Genomic DNA, 20,057 nt, shown 5'->3' with positions numbered 1-20,057 from the left:
GGTATGTGCCCCAGACCAGACGCAGGCGTCAGTCCCTGGCCTCCGCCAGCAGCTTCTGGATCCGGCTCACACCCTGGACCAGGTCCTCGTCACCCAGCGCGTAGGACAGCCGCAGATAACCGGGCGTGCCGAACGCCTCACCCGGCACCACCGCGACCTCGGACTCCTCCAGGATCAGCGCGGCCAGCTCGACCGTGTCCTTGGGCCGCCGGCCCCGGATCTCCTTGCCGACCAGCGCCTTCACCGACGGGTACGCGTAGAACGCGCCCTCCGGCTCCGGGCATACCACGCCGTCGATCTCGTTCAGCATCCGCACGATGGTCTTGCGGCGCCGGTCGAAGGCCTCGCGCATCTTCGCCACGGCGTCCAGGTCACCGGCGACGGCGGCCAGCGCGGCGGCCTGGGCGACGTTGGACACGTTGGACGTGGCGTGCGACTGGAGGTTCGTCGCGGCCTTGACGACGTCCTTCGGGCCGATGATCCACCCCACGCGCCAGCCGGTCATCGCGTACGTCTTCGCGACACCGTTCACCACGACGCACTTGTCGCGCAGCTCGGGCAGCACCGCCGGCAGCGACACCGCGCTCGCGTCGCCGTAGACCAGGTGCTCGTAGATCTCGTCGGTCATCACCCACAGGCCGTGCTCGACGGCCCAGCGGCCGATCGCCTCGGTCTCCTGCTCGCTGTAGACCGCGCCGGTCGGGTTCGACGGGGAGACGAAGAGGACGACCTTCGTCTTCTCGGTGCGGGCCGCCTCCAGCTGCTCGACGGACACCCGGTAGCCGGTCGTCTCGTCGGCGACGACCTCCACCGGGACACCCCCGGCCAGCCGGATCGACTCCGGGTAGGTCGTCCAGTACGGCGCGGGGACGATGACCTCGTCGCCCGGGTCGAGGATCGCGGCGAAGGCCTCGTAGATGGCCTGCTTGCCGCCGTTGGTGACGAGGATCTCCGAGACGTCCGGCTCGTAGCCCGAGTCGCGCAGCGTCTTCGCGGCGATCGCGGCCTTCAGCTCGGGGAGGCCGCCGGCCGGCGTGTAGCGGTGGAACTTCGGGTTCTTGCAGGCCTCGATCGCGGCCTCGACGATGTAGTCCGGGGTCGGGAAGTCGGGCTCACCGGCGCCGAAGCCGATCACCGGCCGCCCGGCGGCCTTGAGGGCCTTGGCCTTGGCGTCCACGGCGAGGGTGGCGGACTCGGAGATCGCGCCGACTCGGGCGGAGACCCGGCGCTCGGTGGGAGGGGTTGCAGCGCTCATGGGCCCCATCGTTCCAGACCGGAAACGCGCGCGGCACGGGGGTTTCACAGACTGAACAACGTCGGGCAAACCCTTGAACAACCGTGCGGATCGCCCGCTCGGCCTGCGCGATCTTCAACTGATTCACGTCAGTCCGGTCCCCGCCCGCGAGGCGATCTTCCGCCAACGAGCCCTCCCGCGGGCCCTTTCTGTTCGACGACCGGCCGCGGAGCACGTACACTCTCACCTCGTTGGCCTTCCGCAGGCCGCGCCCGTTCGGTGCACACCAAGCATCCGGATGGATGCGGTACGTTGGGGGACACACAAAGGGTCGTAGCTCAATTGGTAGAGCACTGGTCTCCAAAACCAGCGGTTGGGGGTTCAAGTCCCTCCGGCCCTGCTACACACACCTTCGCCAGGATGTGTGCGCATGTACGTACAGCAATGCACCGCCGTGCGGCTCAGACCGGGCGCGGCACGGCCACGACCCGGAATCAGGTGAGGACGAGTGACGGACGCCGTGGGCTCCATCGACATGCCTGATGCCCAGGACGAGGCGCCGGAGTCCAAGAAGACCCGCAAGGGCGGCAAGCGCGGCAAGAAGGGCCCGCTCAAGCGGCTCGCCCTCTTCTACCGCCAGATCGTCGCAGAGCTGCGCAAGGTCGTCTGGCCGACCCGCAACCAGCTGACGACCTACACGACCGTGGTGATCATCTTTGTCGTCATCATGATCGGCCTGGTCACCGTGATTGACTATGGGCTCAGCAACGCCGCGAAGTACGTGTTCGGCTGAGCAGTCCGCGAAGAGCGCCGAGGTACCCGGCGCTCCTTTCGCATGTTCCACCCCTATGTATCCAGGAAGAAGCAGCCACCGTGTCTGACCCGAACGTGAACGACGCCATCGAGCCGGTCGAGTCCGTCGAGGACGAGCTCGACATCGTCGAGGGCGCGGACAGCGAGGACACCGAGGCCTCCGCCGAGGTCGAGGCTGCCGACGCCGTCGCGGACGACGCCGCCGAGGCGGAGACCGAGGACGCCGAAGAGGCCGCGGAAGAACTCGAGGAAGAGCCCGAGGACGACCGCGACCCGATCGAGAAGCTCCGCGATGAACTGCGGGTCCTGCCCGGCGAGTGGTACGTCATCCACACCTACGCCGGCTACGAGAACCGCGTGAAGACCAACCTCGAGCAGCGCGCCGTCTCGCTGAACGTCGAGGACTACATCTTCCAGGCCGAGGTGCCGCAGGAAGAGGTCGTCCAGATCAAGAACGGCGACCGCAAGACGATCAAGCAGAACAAGCTTCCGGGCTACGTCCTGGTCCGCATGGACCTGACGAACGAGTCCTGGGGCGTCGTCCGCAACACCCCCGGCGTCACCGGCTTCGTGGGCAACGCCTACGACCCGTACCCGCTGACCCTGGACGAGATCGTCAAGATGCTCGCCCCCGAGGCCGAGGAGAAGGCGGCCCGCGACGCCGCCGAGGCCGAGGGCAAGCCGGCCCCGCAGCGCAAGGTCGAGGTCCAGGTGCTGGACTTCGAGGTCGGCGACTCGGTCACCGTCACCGACGGTCCGTTCGCCACGCTGCAGGCGACCATCAACGAGATCAACCCCGACTCGAAGAAGGTCAAGGGCCTCGTCGAGATCTTCGGCCGCGAGACGCCGGTCGAGCTCTCCTTCGACCAGATCCAGAAGAACTGACTTCCGGACTCACCGCTTCCGCGCAGGTCAGGCGATCGCTCCGGCGCTTGCCTGACCTGCTCGGTTTTCAGCCGCGCATCCATACCCGTTATCGTTGTGCGGTATGCCTGCATCCGGGTGGTCCCCGGGCGTGGGCAGGACCCGAATCGAAAGGACCCGGAGAGCTATGCCTCCCAAGAAGAAGAAGGTCACGGGGCTCATCAAGCTCCAGATCCAGGCCGGTGCCGCCAACCCGGCCCCGCCGGTCGGCCCCGCGCTGGGTCAGCACGGCGTGAACATCATGGAGTTCTGCAAGGCCTACAACGCCGCGACCGAGTCGCAGCGTGGCTGGGTGATCCCGGTGGAGATCACGGTCTACGAGGACCGTTCCTTCACCTTCATCACCAAGACGCCGCCGGCCGCGAAGATGATCCTGAAGGCCGCGGGCATCGAGAAGGGCTCCGGCGAGCCGCACAAGACCAAGGTCGCGAAGATCACGCGTGACCAGGTCCGTGAGATCGCCACGACCAAGATGCCCGACCTCAACGCCAACGACCTGGACGCCGCCGAGAAGATCATCGCCGGCACCGCCCGTTCCATGGGCGTCACGGTCGAGGGCTGAGCCCCAACCACCACCAGCAGTAGTGGCGGGGCCTGCTCGGCCCGGACCACGACTCCTAAGAATCCACAGGAGCAGTAGTGAGCAAGCGCAGCAAGTCCCTTCGCGCTGCGGACGCCAAGGTCGACCGGGAGAAGCTCTACGCCCCGCTCGAGGCCGTCCGTCTCGCCAAGGAGACCTCCACGACCAAGTTCGACGGCACCGTCGAGGTCGCCTTCCGCCTGGGTGTCGACCCGCGCAAGGCCGACCAGATGGTCCGTGGCACCGTGAACCTTCCGCACGGCACCGGTAAGACCGCCCGGGTCCTGGTCTTCGCGACCGGTGACCGTGCCGAGGCCGCGCGTGCCGCGGGCGCCGACATCGTCGGCGCCGACGAGCTGATCGACGAGGTGTCGAAGGGCCGTCTGGACTTCGACGCCGTCGTCGCCACCCCGGACCTCATGGGCAAGGTCGGCCGCCTCGGCCGCGTGCTCGGTCCGCGTGGTCTGATGCCGAACCCGAAGACCGGCACCGTCACCCCCGACGTCGCCAAGGCCGTCACCGAGATCAAGGGCGGCAAGATCGAGTTCCGTGTCGACAAGCACGCGAACCTGCACTTCATCATCGGCAAGACGTCGTTCGACGACACCAAGCTGGTGGAGAACTACGGCGCGGCTCTGGAGGAGATCCTCCGTCTGAAGCCGTCCGCCGCCAAGGGTCGCTACATCAAGAAGGCCGCCATCAGCACCACGATGGGCCCCGGCATTCCGGTCGACTCCAACCGCACCCGCAACCTCCTCGTCGAGGAGGACCCGGCTGCGGTCTGAGCCTGAGGCTCACCCAACCGGTCACGGGCCCCGCACCTCTTACAGGTGCGGGGCCCGTTCCCTTTTCCGGTACGTACGCCGGTGGCCTGGGTTAACGTGCGGGAACCGGATGGGATCGGGGGGGACGTATGCAGGGCACGACCGTGCGCCGGGTGGGCCTGGTGCTCGCGATGACCACACTGACGGGGGTGACCGCCTGCACGTCCCAGGACTCCTCCGACAGTCCCGGCCGGGACGACCGCGCCGCCCGTGGCCGGGCCCTGGCCGCCCTGCGCTCCGCCGAGCGCGCCACCGACTCGGCCCGCTCCGCCCGGGTCGAGTCCACGACGACCATGGGCTCGCTGATGTCCATGACGGCCGACGGCACCCTCGGCTGGAGCGAGGGCATCACCGGCACCCTCACCATCAGGTACACCGGCGGCACCGTCGCCGACACCATGCGCCGGCTCGGCACCACGTCGATGGAGGCCCGCTACCTGCCCGAGGCGTACTACGCGCGGCTGGGCGAGAAGTTCGCCGAGCAGACCGGCGGCAAGCGCTGGATCCGGTACGCGTACGAGGACCTCGACGCCCTCGCCGGCGGCTCCGGTGCCCACCTCGGCGACCAGATGCGCAGCACCACGCCCAACCAGTCCGTGAAGCTGCTGCTGTCCTCCGGCGACGTCAGGAAGGTCGGCGAGGAGACCGTCCGCGGCCGGACCGCGACGCACTGGTCCGGCACGGTGGCGGCCGCCGACGTCACCGACGCCGCCCTGCGCAAGCAGCTCGCCGAGGCCGGTGTCACCACCGAGACCGTCGACATCTGGGTCGACCGGCGGAACCTGCTGATCAAGAAGGTCGAGAAGGCGCGGACGACCACCGGTCGGCTGACCCAGACCGCGCACTACGCCGACTACGGCGCGCCGGTCCGGGCCGAGCGGCCCCCGGCGTCCGACACCGGCGACTTCGAGGATCTGGTGCGCAAGCAGTCCGTCGCGCCCTGACCCGGCGTCGAATTCGGATAGATCACGTGTGCCCCACTGGGATAGGCTCGCCGCCTTGCTGTGAAGCGAGCATGTATTCCTTGGGGGGAATCGATGAGGACATCCATACCTGCCGCCGGCGCGTGCGCCCTGCTTCTCGCCGCCGGTGCCGTCGGCTGCGGATCCGAGAAGTCGCCGGAGATGACGCCCGCCGCGGCCGTCGCCAAGGCGGCGAAGAACACGGAGGACATCACGTCCCTCCAGTACCGCATGAAGGGCACGGTCCCGGAGTCGGGCCGCGTCGAGGGTGAGGCGTCCATGCGCCTCAAGCCCACGATCGCCATGAGCATGAAGATGCAGGCGCCCGATCAGGCCGCCGGTGAGTCCGTGGAGATCCGTCTCGTCGACAAGGCCATGTATCTCGGTGGGGGAGCCGAGATGGCCAAGGAGATGGACGGCAAGAAGTGGCTGAAGTTCGATCTCTCCGGCTCCGACGCGGCCAAGGAGATCGACAAGATGGGGTCGCCGACCCAGGCCGAACAGAACCCGGCGGCCGAGTCCACCTTCCTCACGGGCGCCAAGGACGTGAAGAAGGTCGGCAGCGAGGAGGTCGAGGGCGTCGAGACCACCCACTACTCGGGCACGGTCACCCTGGACGACCTGCGCGCCTCGCTCAAGGACGAGAAGGCGGAGACCCGCAAGCAGCGCGAGAAGAGCATCAAGCAGTACGAGAAGCTCGGCATCGACAAGTTCACGATGGACATGTGGGTCGACGGCGAGGACCACACCAAGCAGTTCCGCATGAAGGGCCAGGCCGACAAGGGTCCGATGGACATGACCATCACCTTCCTCGACTACAACAAGCCGGTCACCGTCACGGCCCCGCCGGCCAAGGACGTCGCGGACCTGAGCGAGATGTTCAAGGAGCTGGACGAGGGCTGAACCGCCCCGCGCTGATCAGCCGTACGGGCGGATTTGCTTGACGGCGATCCGTTCCCGTACTCTCCTACAGAAGCCAAAGACCGCTGGTCGTTTACCGCGCGCTCATCAGAGGGCGCGGTGGCCGAAGGATCCGCTGAAACGGCGGACGGCCCGCGCAGGTGACACAGGAGAAGCTCCCGGAGCGCGCCGCCTCGTGCGTGCGTGAAGCCGGTCGAGCTACGCCCCGTGCGCTTGCGCCGGGGCGTTTCGTTTTCCCCAGTCCTCCTTCGGGTCCGCGCGGTCCGAATCACCCGGAAGGAGGCCGAGGCTCATGGCGAGGCCTGACAAGGTCGATGCCGTCGAGGAGATGCGGGACAAGTTCCGCAACTCCAACGCTGCTGTCGTTACCGCGTACACCGGTCTCACCGTCGCGCAGCTCCAGCAGCTGCGTCGTTCACTCGGTGAGAACGCTCAGTACCGTGTGGCGAAGAACACGCTGACCAAGATTGCGGCCAACGAGGCCGGGATCACGACGCTGGACGACCTCTTTGCGGGTTCGTCGGCCGTCGCCTTCGTGACCGGTGACCCGGTCGAGGCGGCGAAGGGTCTCCGTGACTTCGCCAAGGACAACCCCAACCTCGTCATCAAGGGCGGCGTCCTTGACGGCAAGGCGTTGTCCGCCGATGAGATCAAGAAGCTTGCGGACCTCGAGTCCCGCGAGGTTCTGCTCTCCAAGCTGGCCGGTGCCTTCAAGGCGAAGCAGTCCCAGGCTGCCTCCGTCTTCCAGGCGCTGCCGTCGAAGCTCGTCCGCACCGTGGACGCGCTCCGTGCCAAGCAGGACGAGCAGGGCGGTGCCGAGTAACTCGGCTCGCATCCCGGCCGCCGCTGCCTGAACGCGGCGACCGTAGCGGGCCAGTAGTACGCCCGCCTCACATGTACATCCGGCACCTGCCGAATTAGTGGAAGGACCGCCATCATGGCGAAGCTCAGCCAGGAAGACCTGCTCGCGCAGTTCGAGGAGATGACCCTCATCGAGCTCTCCGAGTTCGTGAAGGCGTTCGAGGAGAAGTTCGACGTCACCGCCGCCGCTGCCGCGCCGGTCGTCGTCGCCGGTGGTGCCGCTGGTGGCGCCGCTGCCGAGGCCGCTGAGGAGCAGGACGAGTTCGACGTCATCCTCACCGGTGCCGGCGACAAGAAGATCCAGGTCATCAAGGTCGTGCGTGAGCTGACCTCCCTGGGTCTGAAGGAGGCCAAGGACCTCGTGGACGGCGCCCCGAAGCCCGTTCTCGAGAAGGTCGCCAAGGACGCCGCCGAGAAGGCCGCCGAGTCCCTCAAGGGCGCCGGCGCCTCCGTCGAGGTCAAGTAAGACCTTCCGGATCCGTCAGGATCCACGGCACGTCCCGCTGGACGTGTAACGCGTAAGCGCGGAAGAGCGATCATCCATCCGGGTGGTCGCTCTTCGGCGTTCTCGGGGGCGGGCCACGGTTGCCTTGAAGCCCCGGTGACGGGGGGTATGGTGATCTTCGTCGTGTCTCCGGGCGGCCCCGGATCGGGCAGAGGGGCCTTGACGAACCGCACGCAGCGCGCAATTCTCAGGACGCGTCGTCACAGGATCCGAATCCGAGGCATGGATCGGCGACGAAGAGGGCAGTATCAACGTGCGTTGAGGGCAGCGCCTTGTCGCAGGAGTGGAACAACGAGGGTGAACACGGGTTCCAGAACCCGCACTGGACATCAGTGTGCCAAGTGGCTACACTGACCCTTTGCGCTGCCTGTTAGCTGTCCCCTGCCCGTCACCAGGGGTCTGCCCTCGCCCGAGCATCGATGACAAGACATGCCTGACCTGGCCTTTCGGCCCCCACGGCACAGCTTGTCTCCATGTACGGGAGAGGGGCCGGTACGCGCGTAGTGAGTCCGAGCCCTCGGAAGGACCCCCTCTTGGCCGCCTCGCGCAACGCCTCGACCGCGAATACGAACAACGCCGCCAGCACTGCCCCGCTGCGCATCTCTTTTGCAAAGATCAAGGAGCCTCTTGAGGTTCCGAACCTGCTCGCGCTGCAGACCGAGAGCTTCGACTGGCTCCTCGGCAACACCGCTTGGCAGAGTCGGGTCGAGGAGGCTCTCGAGAACGGTCAGGACGTCCCCACCAAGTCCGGGCTCGAGGAGATCTTCGAGGAGATCTCCCCGATCGAGGACTTCAGCGGGTCGATGTCGCTGACCTTCCGCGACCACCGCTTCGAGCCGCCGAAGAACTCCATCGACGAGTGCAAGGAGCGCGACTTCACGTACGCGGCCCCGCTCTTCGTCACCGCTGAGTTCACGAACAACGAGACCGGCGAGATCAAGTCCCAGACGGTCTTCATGGGCGACTTCCCGCTCATGACGAACAAGGGCACCTTCGTCATCAACGGCACCGAGCGTGTCGTGGTGTCGCAGCTGGTCCGTTCGCCCGGTGTCTACTTCGACTCCTCCATCGACAAGACGTCCGACAAGGACATCTTCTCCGCCAAGATCATCCCGTCCCGGGGTGCCTGGCTGGAGATGGAGATCGACAAGCGCGACATGGTCGGTGTGCGCATCGACCGCAAGCGCAAGCAGTCCGTCACCGTCCTGCTCAAGGCGCTCGGCTGGACCACCGAGCAGATCCTCGAGGAGTTCGGCGAGTACGAGTCCATGCGCGCCACCCTGGAGAAGGACCACACCCAGGGCCAGGACGACGCGCTGCTCGACATCTACCGCAAGCTGCGTCCGGGCGAGCCCCCCACGCGTGAGGCCGCGCAGACGCTGCTCGAGAACCTCTACTTCAACCCCAAGCGCTACGACCTGGCCAAGGTCGGCCGCTACAAGGTCAACAAGAAGCTGGGTGCGGACGCTCCGCTCGACGCGGGCATCCTGACCGTCGAGGACATCATCTCGACCATCAAGTACCTGGTGAAGCTGCACGCGGGCGAGACCGAGACGGTCGGCGACAGCGGTACGAACATCGTCGTCGAGACCGACGACATCGACCACTTCGGCAACCGCCGCCTGCGCAGCGTCGGCGAGCTCATCCAGAACCAGGTCCGTACGGGCCTGGCGCGTATGGAGCGTGTCGTCCGCGAGCGGATGACGACCCAGGACGTCGAGGCGATCACGCCGCAGACCCTGATCAACATCCGGCCGGTCGTCGCCTCCATCAAGGAGTTCTTCGGCACCAGCCAGCTGTCGCAGTTCATGGACCAGAACAACCCGCTGTCGGGTCTCACCCACAAGCGCCGTCTGTCGGCGCTTGGCCCGGGTGGTCTCTCCCGTGAGCGGGCCGGCTTCGAGGTCCGTGACGTGCACCCCTCGCACTACGGCCGCATGTGCCCGATCGAGACGCCCGAAGGCCCGAACATCGGTCTGATCGGCTCGCTCGCCTCCTACGGCCGGGTCAACGCGTTCGGTTTCGTCGAGACCCCCTACCGCAAGGTGTTCGAGGGCCAGGTCACCGACGAGGTCGACTACCTGACCGCCGACGAGGAGGACCGCTTCGTCATCGCGCAGGCCAACGCGCCGCTCACCGACGACCTCCGCTTCGCCGAGGCGCGCGTGCTGGTCCGCCGCAAGGGCGGCGAGGTCGACTACGTCGGTGGCGAGGACGTGGACTACATGGACGTCTCGCCGCGCCAGATGGTGTCGGTCGCGACCGCCATGATCCCCTTCCTCGAGCACGACGACGCCAACCGTGCCCTCATGGGCGCGAACATGATGCGTCAGGCCGTGCCGCTGATTAAGTCCGAGGCGCCGCTCGTCGGCACCGGCATGGAGTACCGCTCCGCGGTCGACGCCGGCGACGTGGTCAAGGCCGAGAAGCCCGGTGTGGTCCAGGAGGTCTCCGCGGACTACATCACCACCGCCAACGACGACGGCACGTACATCACGTACCGCCTGGCCAAGTTCGCCCGCTCCAACCAGGGCACCTCGGTCAACCAGAAGGTCATCGTCAACGAGGGCGACCGGATCATCGAGGGCCAGGTCCTCGCCGACGGTCCGGCCACCCAGAACGGCGAGATGGCGCTGGGCAAGAACCTGCTCGTGGCGTTCATGCCGTGGGAGGGTCACAACTACGAGGACGCGATCATCCTGTCGCAGCGCCTCGTGCAGGACGACGTCCTCTCCTCGATCCACATCGAGGAGCACGAGGTCGACGCCCGTGACACCAAGCTCGGCCCCGAGGAGATCACCCGGGACATCCCGAACGTCTCCGAGGAGGTCCTCGCCGACCTCGACGAGCGCGGCATCATCCGCATCGGTGCCGAGGTCATCGCCGGAGACATCCTCGTCGGCAAGGTGACCCCCAAGGGTGAGACCGAGCTGACCCCCGAGGAGCGCCTGCTGCGCGCGATCTTCGGTGAGAAGGCCCGTGAGGTCCGTGACACCTCGCTGAAGGTGCCGCACGGCGAGACCGGCAAGGTCATCGGCGTCCGCGTCTTCGACCGCGAGGAGGGCGACGAGCTTCCCCCCGGTGTGAACCAGCTGGTGCGCGTCTACGTCGCGCAGAAGCGCAAGATCACCGACGGTGACAAGCTCGCCGGCCGTCACGGCAACAAGGGCGTCATCTCGAAGATCCTGCCGATCGAGGACATGCCGTTCCTGGAGGACGGCACCCCGGTCGACATCATCCTCAACCCGCTCGGTGTGCCGTCCCGAATGAACCCGGGACAGGTCCTGGAGATCCACCTCGGCTGGCTCGCCAGCCGCGGCTGGGACGTCTCCGGCCTCGCGGACGACTGGGCGCAGCGCCTGCAGGCCATCGAGGCCGACCAGGTCGCCCCGGGCACCAACGTCGCCACCCCCGTCTTCGACGGTGCGCGTGAGGACGAGCTGGCCGGTCTGCTCAACCACACCATCCCGAACCGCGACGGCGAGCGCATGGTGCTCCCGACCGGTAAGGCGCCGCTGTTCGACGGCCGTTCCGGCGAGCCGTTCCCGGAGCCGATCTCCGTCGGCTACATGTACATCCTCAAGCTGCACCACCTGGTCGACGACAAGCTGCACGCCCGGTCGACCGGTCCGTACTCGATGATCACCCAGCAGCCGCTGGGTGGTAAGGCCCAGTTCGGTGGCCAGCGCTTCGGTGAGATGGAGGTGTGGGCGCTGGAGGCTTACGGCGCCGCGTACGCCCTCCAGGAGCTGCTGACCATCAAGTCCGACGACGTCACCGGCCGAGTGAAGGTCTACGAGGCCATCGTCAAGGGCGAGAACATCCCCGAGCCCGGCATCCCCGAGTCCTTCAAGGTGCTCATCAAGGAGATGCAGTCCCTGTGCCTCAACGTGGAGGTGCTGTCCTCGGACGGCATGTCCATCGAGATGCGCGACACCGACGAGGACGTCTTCCGCGCTGCGGAGGAGCTTGGCATCGACCTGTCCCGGCGAGAGCCGAGCAGCGTCGAAGAGGTCTGACGGGAGTTCGGCGGCCTTCGTCATGAAGGCCGCCGGCCCCAGGACCCCCGTATCAGACCCCATGACTTACAACCCTGAGAGGGATTGACGCATAGTGCTCGACGTCAACTTCTTCGACGAGCTCCGGATCGGTCTGGCCACCGCTGACGACATCCGTCAGTGGAGCCACGGCGAGGTCAAGAAGCCCGAGACCATCAACTACCGCACCCTCAAGCCCGAAAAGGACGGACTCTTCTGCGAGAAGATCTTCGGTCCGACCCGGGACTGGGAGTGCTACTGCGGCAAGTACAAGCGCGTCCGCTTCAAGGGCATCATCTGTGAGCGCTGTGGCGTCGAGGTGACCCGCGCCAAGGTGCGCCGTGAGCGGATGGGCCACATCGAGCTGGCCGCGCCCGTCACGCACATCTGGTACTTCAAGGGTGTTCCGTCGCGTCTGGGCTACCTGCTCGACCTGGCGCCGAAGGACCTCGAGAAGGTCATCTACTTCGCGGCGTACATGATCACGTACGTCGACGAGGAGCGCCGTACGCGCGACCTGCCCTCGCTGGAGGCCCACGTCTCCGTCGAGCGCCAGCAGATCGAGCAGCGCCGCGACGCCGACCTGGAGGCCCGCGCCAAGAAGCTCGAGACCGACCTGGCCGAGCTGGAGGCCGAGGGCGCCAAGGCCGATGTGCGCCGCAAGGTGCGCGAGGGTGCCGAGCGCGAGATGAAGCAGCTGCGCGACCGTGCGCAGCGCGAGATCGACCGCCTCGACGAGGTGTGGAACCGCTTCAAGAACCTCAAGGTCCAGGACCTCGAGGGCGACGAGCTGCTCTACCGCGAGCTGCGTGACCGCTTCGGCACGTACTTCGACGGCTCGATGGGTGCCGCGGCGCTGCAGAAGCGCCTGGAGTCCTTCGACCTCGACGAGGAGGCCGAGAAGCTCCGCGAGATCATCCGCACCGGCAAGGGCCAGAAGAAGACCCGTGCGCTCAAGCGCCTGAAGGTCGTCTCGGCGTTCCTGCAGACCAGCAACAGCCCCAAGGGCATGGTGCTCGACTGCGTGCCGGTCATCCCGCCGGACCTGCGTCCGATGGTGCAGCTGGACGGTGGCCGCTTCGCGACCTCCGACCTGAACGACCTGTACCGCCGTGTGATCAACCGCAACAACCGCCTGAAGCGGCTTCTCGACCTCGGTGCGCCCGAGATCATCGTGAACAACGAGAAGCGCATGCTCCAGGAGGCCGTGGACGCGCTGTTCGACAACGGCCGCCGTGGCCGTCCGGTCACCGGTCCCGGTAACCGCCCGCTGAAGTCCCTCAGCGACATGCTGAAGGGCAAGCAGGGCCGCTTCCGTCAGAACCTGCTCGGTAAGCGTGTGGACTACTCCGCGCGTTCCGTGATCGTCGTCGGTCCGCAGCTGAAGCTGCACCAGTGCGGTCTGCCGAAGGCGATGGCGCTGGAGCTCTTCAAGCCGTTCGTGATGAAGCGCCTGGTCGACCTGAACCACGCGCAGAACATCAAGAGCGCCAAGCGCATGGTCGAGCGCGGCCGCACGGTCGTGTACGACGTGCTGGAAGAGGTCATCGCGGAGCACCCGGTTCTGCTGAACCGTGCGCCCACGCTGCACCGCCTCGGCATCCAGGCCTTCGAGCCGCAGCTGGTCGAGGGCAAGGCCATCCAGATCCACCCGCTCGTCTGCACCGCGTTCAACGCGGACTTCGACGGTGACCAGATGGCCGTGCACCTGCCGCTGTCCGCGGAGGCGCAGGCCGAGGCCCGCATCCTGATGCTGTCCTCGAACAACATCCTCAAGCCGGCCGACGGCCGCCCGGTGACGATGCCGACCCAGGACATGGTCCTCGGTCTGTTCTTCCTCACCACCGACGGCGAGATGCGCGACCTCAAGGGCGAGGGCCGTTCCTTCGCCTCGGTCGCCGAGGCGATCATGGCCTTCGACGCAGGCGAGCTGTCGCTCCAGTCGAAGATCGACGTCCGCTTCCCGGTCGGCACCATCCCGCCGCGTGGCTGGACCCCGCCGGCGCGTGAGGAGGGCGAGCCCGAGTGGCAGCAGGGTGACAGCTTCCGGCTGAACACCACCCTGGGCCGTGCGCTCTTCAACGAGCTGCTGCCCGAGGACTACCCGTTCGTCGACTACGAGGTCGGCAAGAAGCAGCTCTCCGAGATCGTCAACGACCTCGCCGAGCGCTACCCGAAGGTCATCGTGGCGGCGACGCTCGACAACCTGAAGGCGGCCGGCTTCTACTGGGCGACCCGCTCCGGCGTCACCGTGGCCATCTCCGATGTCGTCGTCCCCGAGGCGAAGAAGGAGATCGTCCGCGGGTACGAGGCGCAGGACGAGAAGGTCCAGAAGCAGTACGAGCGCGGTCTGATCACCAAGGACGAGCGCACGCAGGAGCTCATCGCGATCTGGACCAAGGCGACCAACGAGGTCGCCGAGGCGATGAACGACAACTTCCCGAAGACCAACCCGATCTTCATGATGGTGAACTCGGGTGCACGAGGCAACATGATGCAGATGCGTCAGATCGCCGGTATGCGTGGTCTGGTGTCGAACGCGAAGAACGAGACGATCCCGCGTCCGATCAAGGCGTCCTTCCGTGAGGGCCTGTCCGTGCTGGAGTACTTCATCTCCACGCACGGTGCCCGTAAGGGTCTGGCGGACACCGCTCTGCGTACCGCCGACTCGGGTTACCTCACCCGTCGTCTGGTCGACGTCTCCCAGGACGTCATCATCCGCGAGGAGGACTGCGGCACCGAGCGCGGTCTGCGCCTCAAGATCGCGGACCGGAACGCCGAGGGTGGTCTGGTCAAGACCGAGGACGTCGAGACGTCCGTGTACGCGCGCTGCCTCGCCGAGGACATCGTGGTCGACGGTCAGGTGCTGGCCCCGGCCGGCACCGACCTGGGCGACGTCCTCATCGAGGAGCTCGTGCAGCGCGGTGTCGAGGAGGTCAAGACCCGCTCGGTCCTGACCTGCGAGTCCGCCGTTGGCACCTGCGCGATGTGCTACGGCCGTTCGCTGGCCACCGGCAAGCTGGTCGACATCGGTGAGGCGGTCGGCATCATCGCCGCCCAGTCCATCGGTGAGCCCGGTACCCAGCTGACGATGCGTACCTTCCACACCGGTGGTGTGGCCGGTGACGACATCACCCAGGGTCTGCCGCGTGTCGTCGAGCTCTTCGAGGCCCGTACCCCGAAGGGTGTCGCCCCGATCTCCGAGGCCCAGGGCCGCGTGCGGATCGAGGAGACCGAGAAGACCAAGAAGATCGTCGTCACCCCGGACGACGGCAGCGACGAGACGGCGTTCCCGATCTCGAAGCGTGCCCGTCTCCTGGTCAGCGAGGGCGAGCACGTCGAGGTGGGCCAGAAGCTCACCGTGGGTGCCACCAACCCGCACGACGTGCTGCGCATCCTGGGCCAGCGTGCCGTCCAGGTCCACCTGGTCGGCGAGGTCCAGAAGGTCTACAACTCGCAGGGTGTGTCGATCCACGACAAGCACATCGAGATCATCATCCGGCAGATGCTGCGCCGCGTGACGATCATCGAGTCCGGCGACGCCGAGCTGCTGCCCGGTGAGCTGGTCGAGCGCTCGAAGTTCGAGCACGAGAACCGTCGTGTGGTCCAGGAGGGCGGTCACCCGGCTTCGGGTCGTCCGCAGCTCATGGGTATCACCAAGGCCTCGCTGGCGACGGAGTCCTGGCTGTCGGCCGCCTCCTTCCAGGAGACGACCCGAGTCCTGACGGACGCGGCGATCAACGCCAAGTCCGACAGCCTCATCGGCCTCAAGGAGAACGTCATCATCGGTAAGCTCATCCCGGCCGGTACGGGTCTGTCCCGCTACCGCAACATCCGGGTCGAGCCGACCGAGGAGGCCAAGGCCGCGATGTACTCGGCCGTCGGCTACGACGACATCGACTACTCGCCGTTCGGCACGGGCTCCGGCCAGGCCGTTCCGCTGGAGGACTACGACTACGGTCCGTACAACCAGTAAGCGAGTCGCTTGAGTCGAAGGGCGGCCACCCTGCGGGGTGGCCGCCCTTCGGCGTTCCCGGGCCGGGGACTCGTCGGCGTTCCCGGGCTGAGGGCCTCTTGGGCGTTCCCGGCTGGGGGACCGGGTGGGAAGCACCCGCTACGCAGCCTCACCGAGGCTTCGACGGGCGGGCGGGGCGACTCTGGGCGACCGAGGCACGTGCGCGTGTGGGAGGGCGTCTGGCGGCCGCCTGGCCGGATGCAGGGCCCCGCCCCCGGCGAACCGGTACCGGAGCTCCTGCTTCGGCGCGGCTGTCCGGGCTGATGCTGCGCCCCTCCCTGACGGGTCGGTGTCGTTGATCCTGCTGCGGCGGGCCGTCTGGCCGATAGCGGCGCCCTGTGGCCCACGCACCGGTGCCGGAACCGCCGCTTCGGCGCATCATGGAAGGACTCCGGCCACCGGGGAGGTGCTCCGTGTCGCAGCCGCACTATCCGTCCTGGCAGCCCTGGCAGGGCTCCGGTGCTCCGTCGATGCTCGCGTCGCACGCCGACCGGGAGCGGGCCGTGGACGTGCTCAGAGCCGGATACGGCGAGGGGCGGATGGAGCGGGGCGAGTTCGAGAAGCGGGTCGGGCGGGCGTACGCGGCGCGGACGGTGGGGGAGCTGGCGCTGCTCGTCGCGGACCTGCCGCAGGGGCCGCTGCCGCAGCCGGCCTCGGTCCTGCCCATGCCGGGGACGTTCCTGCCGGTGCCGCGGCCCCGGACCAACGGGAAGGCCGTCGCGGCCGGGGTGTGCGGGCTGCTGTGCGTGCCGACCATGGGGCTGACCGGCATTCCGGCCGTCGTGCTGGGGCATGTGGCCCGGGCCGAGATCCGCAGCCGGGGCGAGCTGGGGGACGGGCTCGCGCTGACCGGTCTGGTGCTCGGGTGGTTGTCCACGGCGGCTTGGGCACTCGTTCTGGTGTTGCTCACGGTGGTGTCCGTCGTAGCATCGTGAAGGTATGCAAAACGGACAGTCGCCGTCGAATTGAAGATCGACAACGGCCGGGGGGCTTGACATGTCCCGCATGGCGATGCGGGCGGTGCCCATTTGTTTTGACCGCAGCGAATGCGGTAGGTACGCTCAGACCTTGTGCCTGGGGTGTGCCCTGGCTCGCGTGTGTGCCATGAACCGCACGGCGAGCTGACACCGGCCACCGCAATCTGCGCTGTTTCTGCCTGGCGGCGGGAGTCCGCGGGATTCGACACACCCGACCGCGTGGGTCGGCGATGTTCCAGGTTAGCTTCACCATTCGGCACACAGAAACCGGAGAAGTAGTGCCTACGATCCAGCAGCTGGTCCGTAAGGGCCGGCAGGACAAGGTCGAGAAGAACAAGACGCCCGCACTCGAGGGTTCCCCTCAGCGCCGGGGCGTCTGCACGCGTGTGTTCACGACCACCCCGAAGAAGCCGAACTCGGCCCTGCGTAAGGTCGCGCGTGTGCGTCTGACCAGCGGGATCGAGGTCACCGCTTACATTCCGGGTGAGGGACACAACCTGCAGGAGCACTCCATCGTGCTCGTGCGCGGCGGCCGTGTGAAGGACCTGCCGGGTGTTCGCTACAAGATCATCCGTGGCTCCCTCGACACCCAGGGTGTCAAGAACCGCAAGCAGGCCCGTTCCCGCTACGGCGCCAAGAAGGAGAAGTAAGAATGCCTCGTAAGGGCCCCGCCCCGAAGCGCCCGGTCATCATCGACCCGGTCTACGGTTCTCCTCTGGTCACGTCGCTCATCAACAAGGTGCTGCTGAACGGCAAGCGCTCCACCGCCGAGCGCATCGTCTACGGCGCCATGGAGGGCCTGCGCGAGAAGACCGGCAACGACCCGGTCATCACGCTGAAGCGCGCTCTTGAGAACATCAAGCCGACCCTCGAGGTCAAGTCCCGCCGTGTCGGTGGCGCCACCTACCAGGTGCCGGTCGAGGTCAAGCCCGGCCGCGCCAACACCCTGGCGCTGCGCTGGCTGGTCGGTTACTCCCGCGCCCGTCGCGAGAAGACCATGACCGAGCGTCTCCTCAACGAGCTTCTCGACGCCTCCAACGGCCTCGGTGCGGCCGTGAAGAAGCGCGAGGACACCCACAAGATGGCCGAGTCCAACAAGGCCTTCGCGCACTACCGCTGGTAGTCGCTACCCACATCGAGACCGAGAGAAGACTGAAGCCTTATGGCTACCACTTCACTTGACCTGGCCAAGGTCCGCAACATCGGGATCATGGCCCACATCGACGCGGGCAAGACGACCACCACCGAGCGGATCCTGTTCTACACCGGCGTGTCGTACAAGATCGGTGAGGTCCACGACGGCGCCGCCACCATGGACTGGATGGAGCAGGAGCAGGAGCGTGGCATCACGATCACGTCTGCTGCGACCACCTGTCACTGGCCGCTCGAGGACAACGACTACACCATCAACATCATCGACACCCCGGGTCACGTCGACTTCACCGTCGAGGTGGAGCGCTCCCTGCGCGTGCTCGACGGTGCCGTGACGGTGTTCGACGGTGTCGCCGGTGTCGAGCCGCAGTCCGAGACGGTGTGGCGTCAGGCCGACCGCTACGGCGTGCCGCGTATCTGCTTCGTCAACAAGCTGGACCGTACCGGCGCCGAGTTCCACCGCTGCGTGGACATGATCTCGGACCGCCTGGGCGCGCAGCCGCTGGTCATGCAGCTGCCGATCGGTGCGGAGGCGGACTTCAAGGGCGTCATCGACCTCGTGACGATGAAGGCCCTGGTCTGGTCGGCCGAGGCGACCAAGGGCGAGATGTACGACACCGTCGACATCCCGGACACCCACGCCGAGGCTGCCGAGGAGTACCGCGGCAAGCTGCTCGAGGCCGTCGCCGAGAACGACGAAGAGCTGATGGAGCTGTACCTGGAGGGCACCGAGCCCACCGTGGAGCAGCTCTACGCCGCGATCCGTCGTATCACCATCGCGTCCGGCAAGGGCGGCGGCACCACCGTCACCCCCGTGTTCTGCGGCACCGCGTTCAAGAACAAGGGCGTTCAGCCCCTGCTCGACGCGGTCGTGCGCTACCTGCCCACCCCCCTGGACGTCGAGGCCATCGAGGGCCACGACGTGAAGGACCCGGAGCAGGTCATCGCGCGCAAGCCGTCGGAGGACGAGCCCCTCGCCGCGCTGGCGTTCAAGATCATGAGCGACCCGCACCTCGGCAAGCTCACCTTCGTCCGCGTGTACTCCGGCCGTCTGCAGTCCGGCACCGCCGTGCTGAACTCGGTCAAGGGCCGCAAGGAGCGCATCGGCAAGATCTACCGCATGCACGCCAACAAGCGTGAGGAGATCGAGTCGGTGGGCGCCGGCGACATCGTCGCCGTCATGGGCCTGAAGCAGACCACCACCGGTGAGACGCTGGCGGACGAGAAGAACCCGGTCATCCTGGAGTCCATGGACTTCCCGGCGCCGGTCATCGAGGTCGCCATCGAGCCCAAGTCGAAGGGCGACCAGGAGAAGCTCGGCGTCGCGATCCAGCGCCTGGCCGAGGAGGACCCCTCCTTCCAGGTGCACACCAACGAGGAGACCGGCCAGACCGTCATCGGCGGTATGGGCGAGCTTCACCTCGAGGTGCTCGTGGACCGCATGAAGCGCGAGTTCAAGGTCGAGGCCAACGTCGGCAAGCCGCAGGTCGCGTACCGTGAGACGATCCGCAAGGCCGTCGAGAAGGTCGAGTTCACCCACAAGAAGCAGACGGGTGGTACCGGCCAGTTCGCTCGCGTCATCATCGCGATCGAGCCCATCGAGGGTGGCGACGCCTCGTACGAGTTCATCAACAAGGTGACCGGTGGCCGTGTGCCGAAGGAGTACATCCCTTCGGTGGACGCCGGTGCGCAGGAGGCCATGCAGTTCGGCATCCTCGCCGGTTACGAGATGACCGGTGTGCGCGTGACGCTGCTCGACGGTGCCTACCACGAGGTGGACTCCTCCGAGCTCGCGTTCAAGATCGCCGGTTCGCAGGCCTTCAAGGAGGCCGCGCGCAAGGCCAGCCCCGTGCTGCTCGAGCCGATGATGGCCGTCGAGGTCACCACGCCCGAGGACTACATGGGTGAGGTCATCGGCGACATCAACTCCCGCCGTGGTCAGATCCAGGCCATGGAGGAGCGGGCCGGTGCCCGCGTCGTGAAGGGCCTCGTGCCCCTCTCGGAGATGTTCGGTTACGTCGGCGACCTGCGCAGCAAGACGTCCGGCCGTGCGAGCTACTCCATGCAGTTCGACTCCTACGCCGAGGTTCCGCGGAACGTCGCCGAGGAGATCATCGCGAAGGCCAAGGGCGAGTAACGCACCGCGTCTACACGCCGTAGGCTTGACTCCGGAGCCTTGAGGGGCATTCCGCCGCAATCGCGGTGAGAATGCCCCGGGGCCCGGGCTTTCCAGCAAAGATCACCTGGCGCCG

At 67.0% G+C, this 20,057-nt stretch carries 15 protein-coding genes and 1 tRNA gene; 15 read left to right on the top strand and 1 reads right to left on the bottom strand.

Annotated features, from left to right (window positions below):
* Window positions 1-28 precede the first annotated feature (28 nt).
* A complete protein-coding gene (locus ACFZDI_RS04970; RefSeq protein WP_391247741.1) occupies window positions 29-1,255 on the bottom strand; it encodes an aminotransferase class I/II-fold pyridoxal phosphate-dependent enzyme in 1,227 nt (408 codons plus the stop codon).
* A gap of 306 nt (window positions 1,256-1,561) precedes the next feature.
* Between ACFZDI_RS04970 and ACFZDI_RS04965 the strand changes: the two genes are divergently transcribed.
* From ACFZDI_RS04965 to fusA, 15 genes are all read left to right on the top strand, one after another.
* Window positions 1,562-1,634 (top strand) — tRNA-Trp (locus tag ACFZDI_RS04965).
* A 108-nt stretch (window positions 1,635-1,742) separates the two neighbouring features.
* On the top strand, window positions 1,743-2,027 hold the full coding sequence (secE, locus tag ACFZDI_RS04960) for a preprotein translocase subunit SecE (RefSeq protein ID WP_030839741.1): 285 nt from the start codon (window positions 1,743-1,745) through the stop codon (window positions 2,025-2,027).
* 80 nt (window positions 2,028-2,107) lie between these two features.
* Window positions 2,108-2,932 (top strand): transcription termination/antitermination protein NusG, encoded by an 825-nt coding sequence (gene nusG / locus ACFZDI_RS04955; protein ID WP_234849667.1) that lies wholly within the window; start codon window positions 2,108-2,110, stop codon window positions 2,930-2,932.
* A gap of 166 nt (window positions 2,933-3,098) precedes the next feature.
* Window positions 3,099-3,533 carry a 50S ribosomal protein L11 gene (gene rplK, locus ACFZDI_RS04950; protein ID WP_003992325.1) on the top strand — a complete coding sequence of 145 codons (435 nt, stop codon included), beginning with the start codon at window positions 3,099-3,101 and terminating at the stop codon, window positions 3,531-3,533.
* Between the two features lie 77 nt (window positions 3,534-3,610).
* Window positions 3,611-4,336 (top strand): 50S ribosomal protein L1, encoded by a 726-nt coding sequence (rplA, locus tag ACFZDI_RS04945; RefSeq protein ID WP_234849665.1) that lies wholly within the window; start codon window positions 3,611-3,613, stop codon window positions 4,334-4,336.
* Between the two features lie 128 nt (window positions 4,337-4,464).
* Window positions 4,465-5,319 (top strand): hypothetical protein, encoded by an 855-nt coding sequence (locus ACFZDI_RS04940; protein ID WP_391247739.1) that lies wholly within the window; start codon window positions 4,465-4,467, stop codon window positions 5,317-5,319.
* 93 nt (window positions 5,320-5,412) lie between these two features.
* Complete coding sequence (locus ACFZDI_RS04935) at window positions 5,413-6,240, top strand: DUF1396 domain-containing protein (protein WP_234849662.1); 828 nt, start codon at window positions 5,413-5,415, stop codon at window positions 6,238-6,240.
* A gap of 310 nt (window positions 6,241-6,550) precedes the next feature.
* Window positions 6,551-7,081: a 50S ribosomal protein L10 gene (gene rplJ, locus ACFZDI_RS04930; protein WP_234849661.1), complete on the top strand. Its 531-nt coding sequence runs from the start codon at window positions 6,551-6,553 to the stop codon at window positions 7,079-7,081.
* 114 nt (window positions 7,082-7,195) lie between these two features.
* Window positions 7,196-7,585, top strand: coding sequence for a 50S ribosomal protein L7/L12 (gene rplL / locus ACFZDI_RS04925; protein ID WP_033308983.1), 390 nt, complete (start codon window positions 7,196-7,198; stop codon window positions 7,583-7,585).
* A 572-nt stretch (window positions 7,586-8,157) separates the two neighbouring features.
* Window positions 8,158-11,643, top strand: a complete 3,486-nt coding sequence (gene rpoB / locus ACFZDI_RS04920; RefSeq protein ID WP_234849660.1) for a DNA-directed RNA polymerase subunit beta — start codon at window positions 8,158-8,160, stop codon at window positions 11,641-11,643.
* A gap of 94 nt (window positions 11,644-11,737) precedes the next feature.
* On the top strand, window positions 11,738-15,637 hold the full coding sequence (locus ACFZDI_RS04915) for a DNA-directed RNA polymerase subunit beta' (protein ID WP_234849659.1): 3,900 nt from the start codon (window positions 11,738-11,740) through the stop codon (window positions 15,635-15,637).
* 452 nt (window positions 15,638-16,089) lie between these two features.
* Window positions 16,090-16,611, top strand: a complete 522-nt coding sequence (locus ACFZDI_RS04910) for a DUF1707 and DUF4190 domain-containing protein (protein WP_234849658.1) — start codon at window positions 16,090-16,092, stop codon at window positions 16,609-16,611.
* 320 nt (window positions 16,612-16,931) lie between these two features.
* Window positions 16,932-17,303, top strand: a complete 372-nt coding sequence (rpsL, locus tag ACFZDI_RS04905) for a 30S ribosomal protein S12 (RefSeq protein WP_003948652.1) — start codon at window positions 16,932-16,934, stop codon at window positions 17,301-17,303.
* Window positions 17,304-17,305: 2 nt separating this feature from the next.
* Window positions 17,306-17,776, top strand: a complete 471-nt coding sequence (gene rpsG, locus ACFZDI_RS04900) for a 30S ribosomal protein S7 (protein WP_003998848.1) — start codon at window positions 17,306-17,308, stop codon at window positions 17,774-17,776.
* Between the two features lie 39 nt (window positions 17,777-17,815).
* The gene (gene fusA, locus ACFZDI_RS04895; RefSeq protein ID WP_234849657.1) at window positions 17,816-19,942 is read left to right on the top strand and encodes an elongation factor G; all 2,127 of its coding nucleotides are present in this window, start codon (window positions 17,816-17,818) and stop codon (window positions 19,940-19,942) included.
* The last annotated feature ends 115 nt before the right edge of the window (window positions 19,943-20,057 follow it).

The organism is Streptomyces sp. NPDC007907 (assembly GCF_042959365.1).
In the GTDB taxonomy this organism is placed as follows: domain Bacteria; phylum Actinomycetota; class Actinomycetes; order Streptomycetales; family Streptomycetaceae; genus Streptomyces; species Streptomyces indiaensis.
This window is presented reverse-complemented; position numbering and strand designations above follow the sequence as displayed.

What these genes read in the sequence shown, in the direction of transcription:
- ACFZDI_RS04935 (WP_234849662.1), top strand. Translation starts at nt 5,413, where the DNA reads ATGAGGACATCCATACCTGCCGCCGGCGCGTGCGCCCTGCTTCTCGCC.
- rplL (WP_033308983.1), top strand. Translation starts at nt 7,196, where the DNA reads ATGGCGAAGCTCAGCCAGGAAGACCTGCTCGCGCAGTTCGAGGAGATG.
- ACFZDI_RS04940 (WP_391247739.1), top strand. Translation starts at nt 4,465, where the DNA reads ATGCAGGGCACGACCGTGCGCCGGGTGGGCCTGGTGCTCGCGATGACC.
- rpsG (WP_003998848.1), top strand. Translation starts at nt 17,306, where the DNA reads ATGCCTCGTAAGGGCCCCGCCCCGAAGCGCCCGGTCATCATCGACCCG.
- fusA (WP_234849657.1), top strand. Translation starts at nt 17,816, where the DNA reads ATGGCTACCACTTCACTTGACCTGGCCAAGGTCCGCAACATCGGGATC.
- ACFZDI_RS04970 (WP_391247741.1), bottom strand. Translation starts at nt 1,255, where the DNA reads ATGAGCGCTGCAACCCCTCCCACCGAGCGCCGGGTCTCCGCCCGAGTC.
- rplJ (WP_234849661.1), top strand. Translation starts at nt 6,551, where the DNA reads ATGGCGAGGCCTGACAAGGTCGATGCCGTCGAGGAGATGCGGGACAAG.
- rplK (WP_003992325.1), top strand. Translation starts at nt 3,099, where the DNA reads ATGCCTCCCAAGAAGAAGAAGGTCACGGGGCTCATCAAGCTCCAGATC.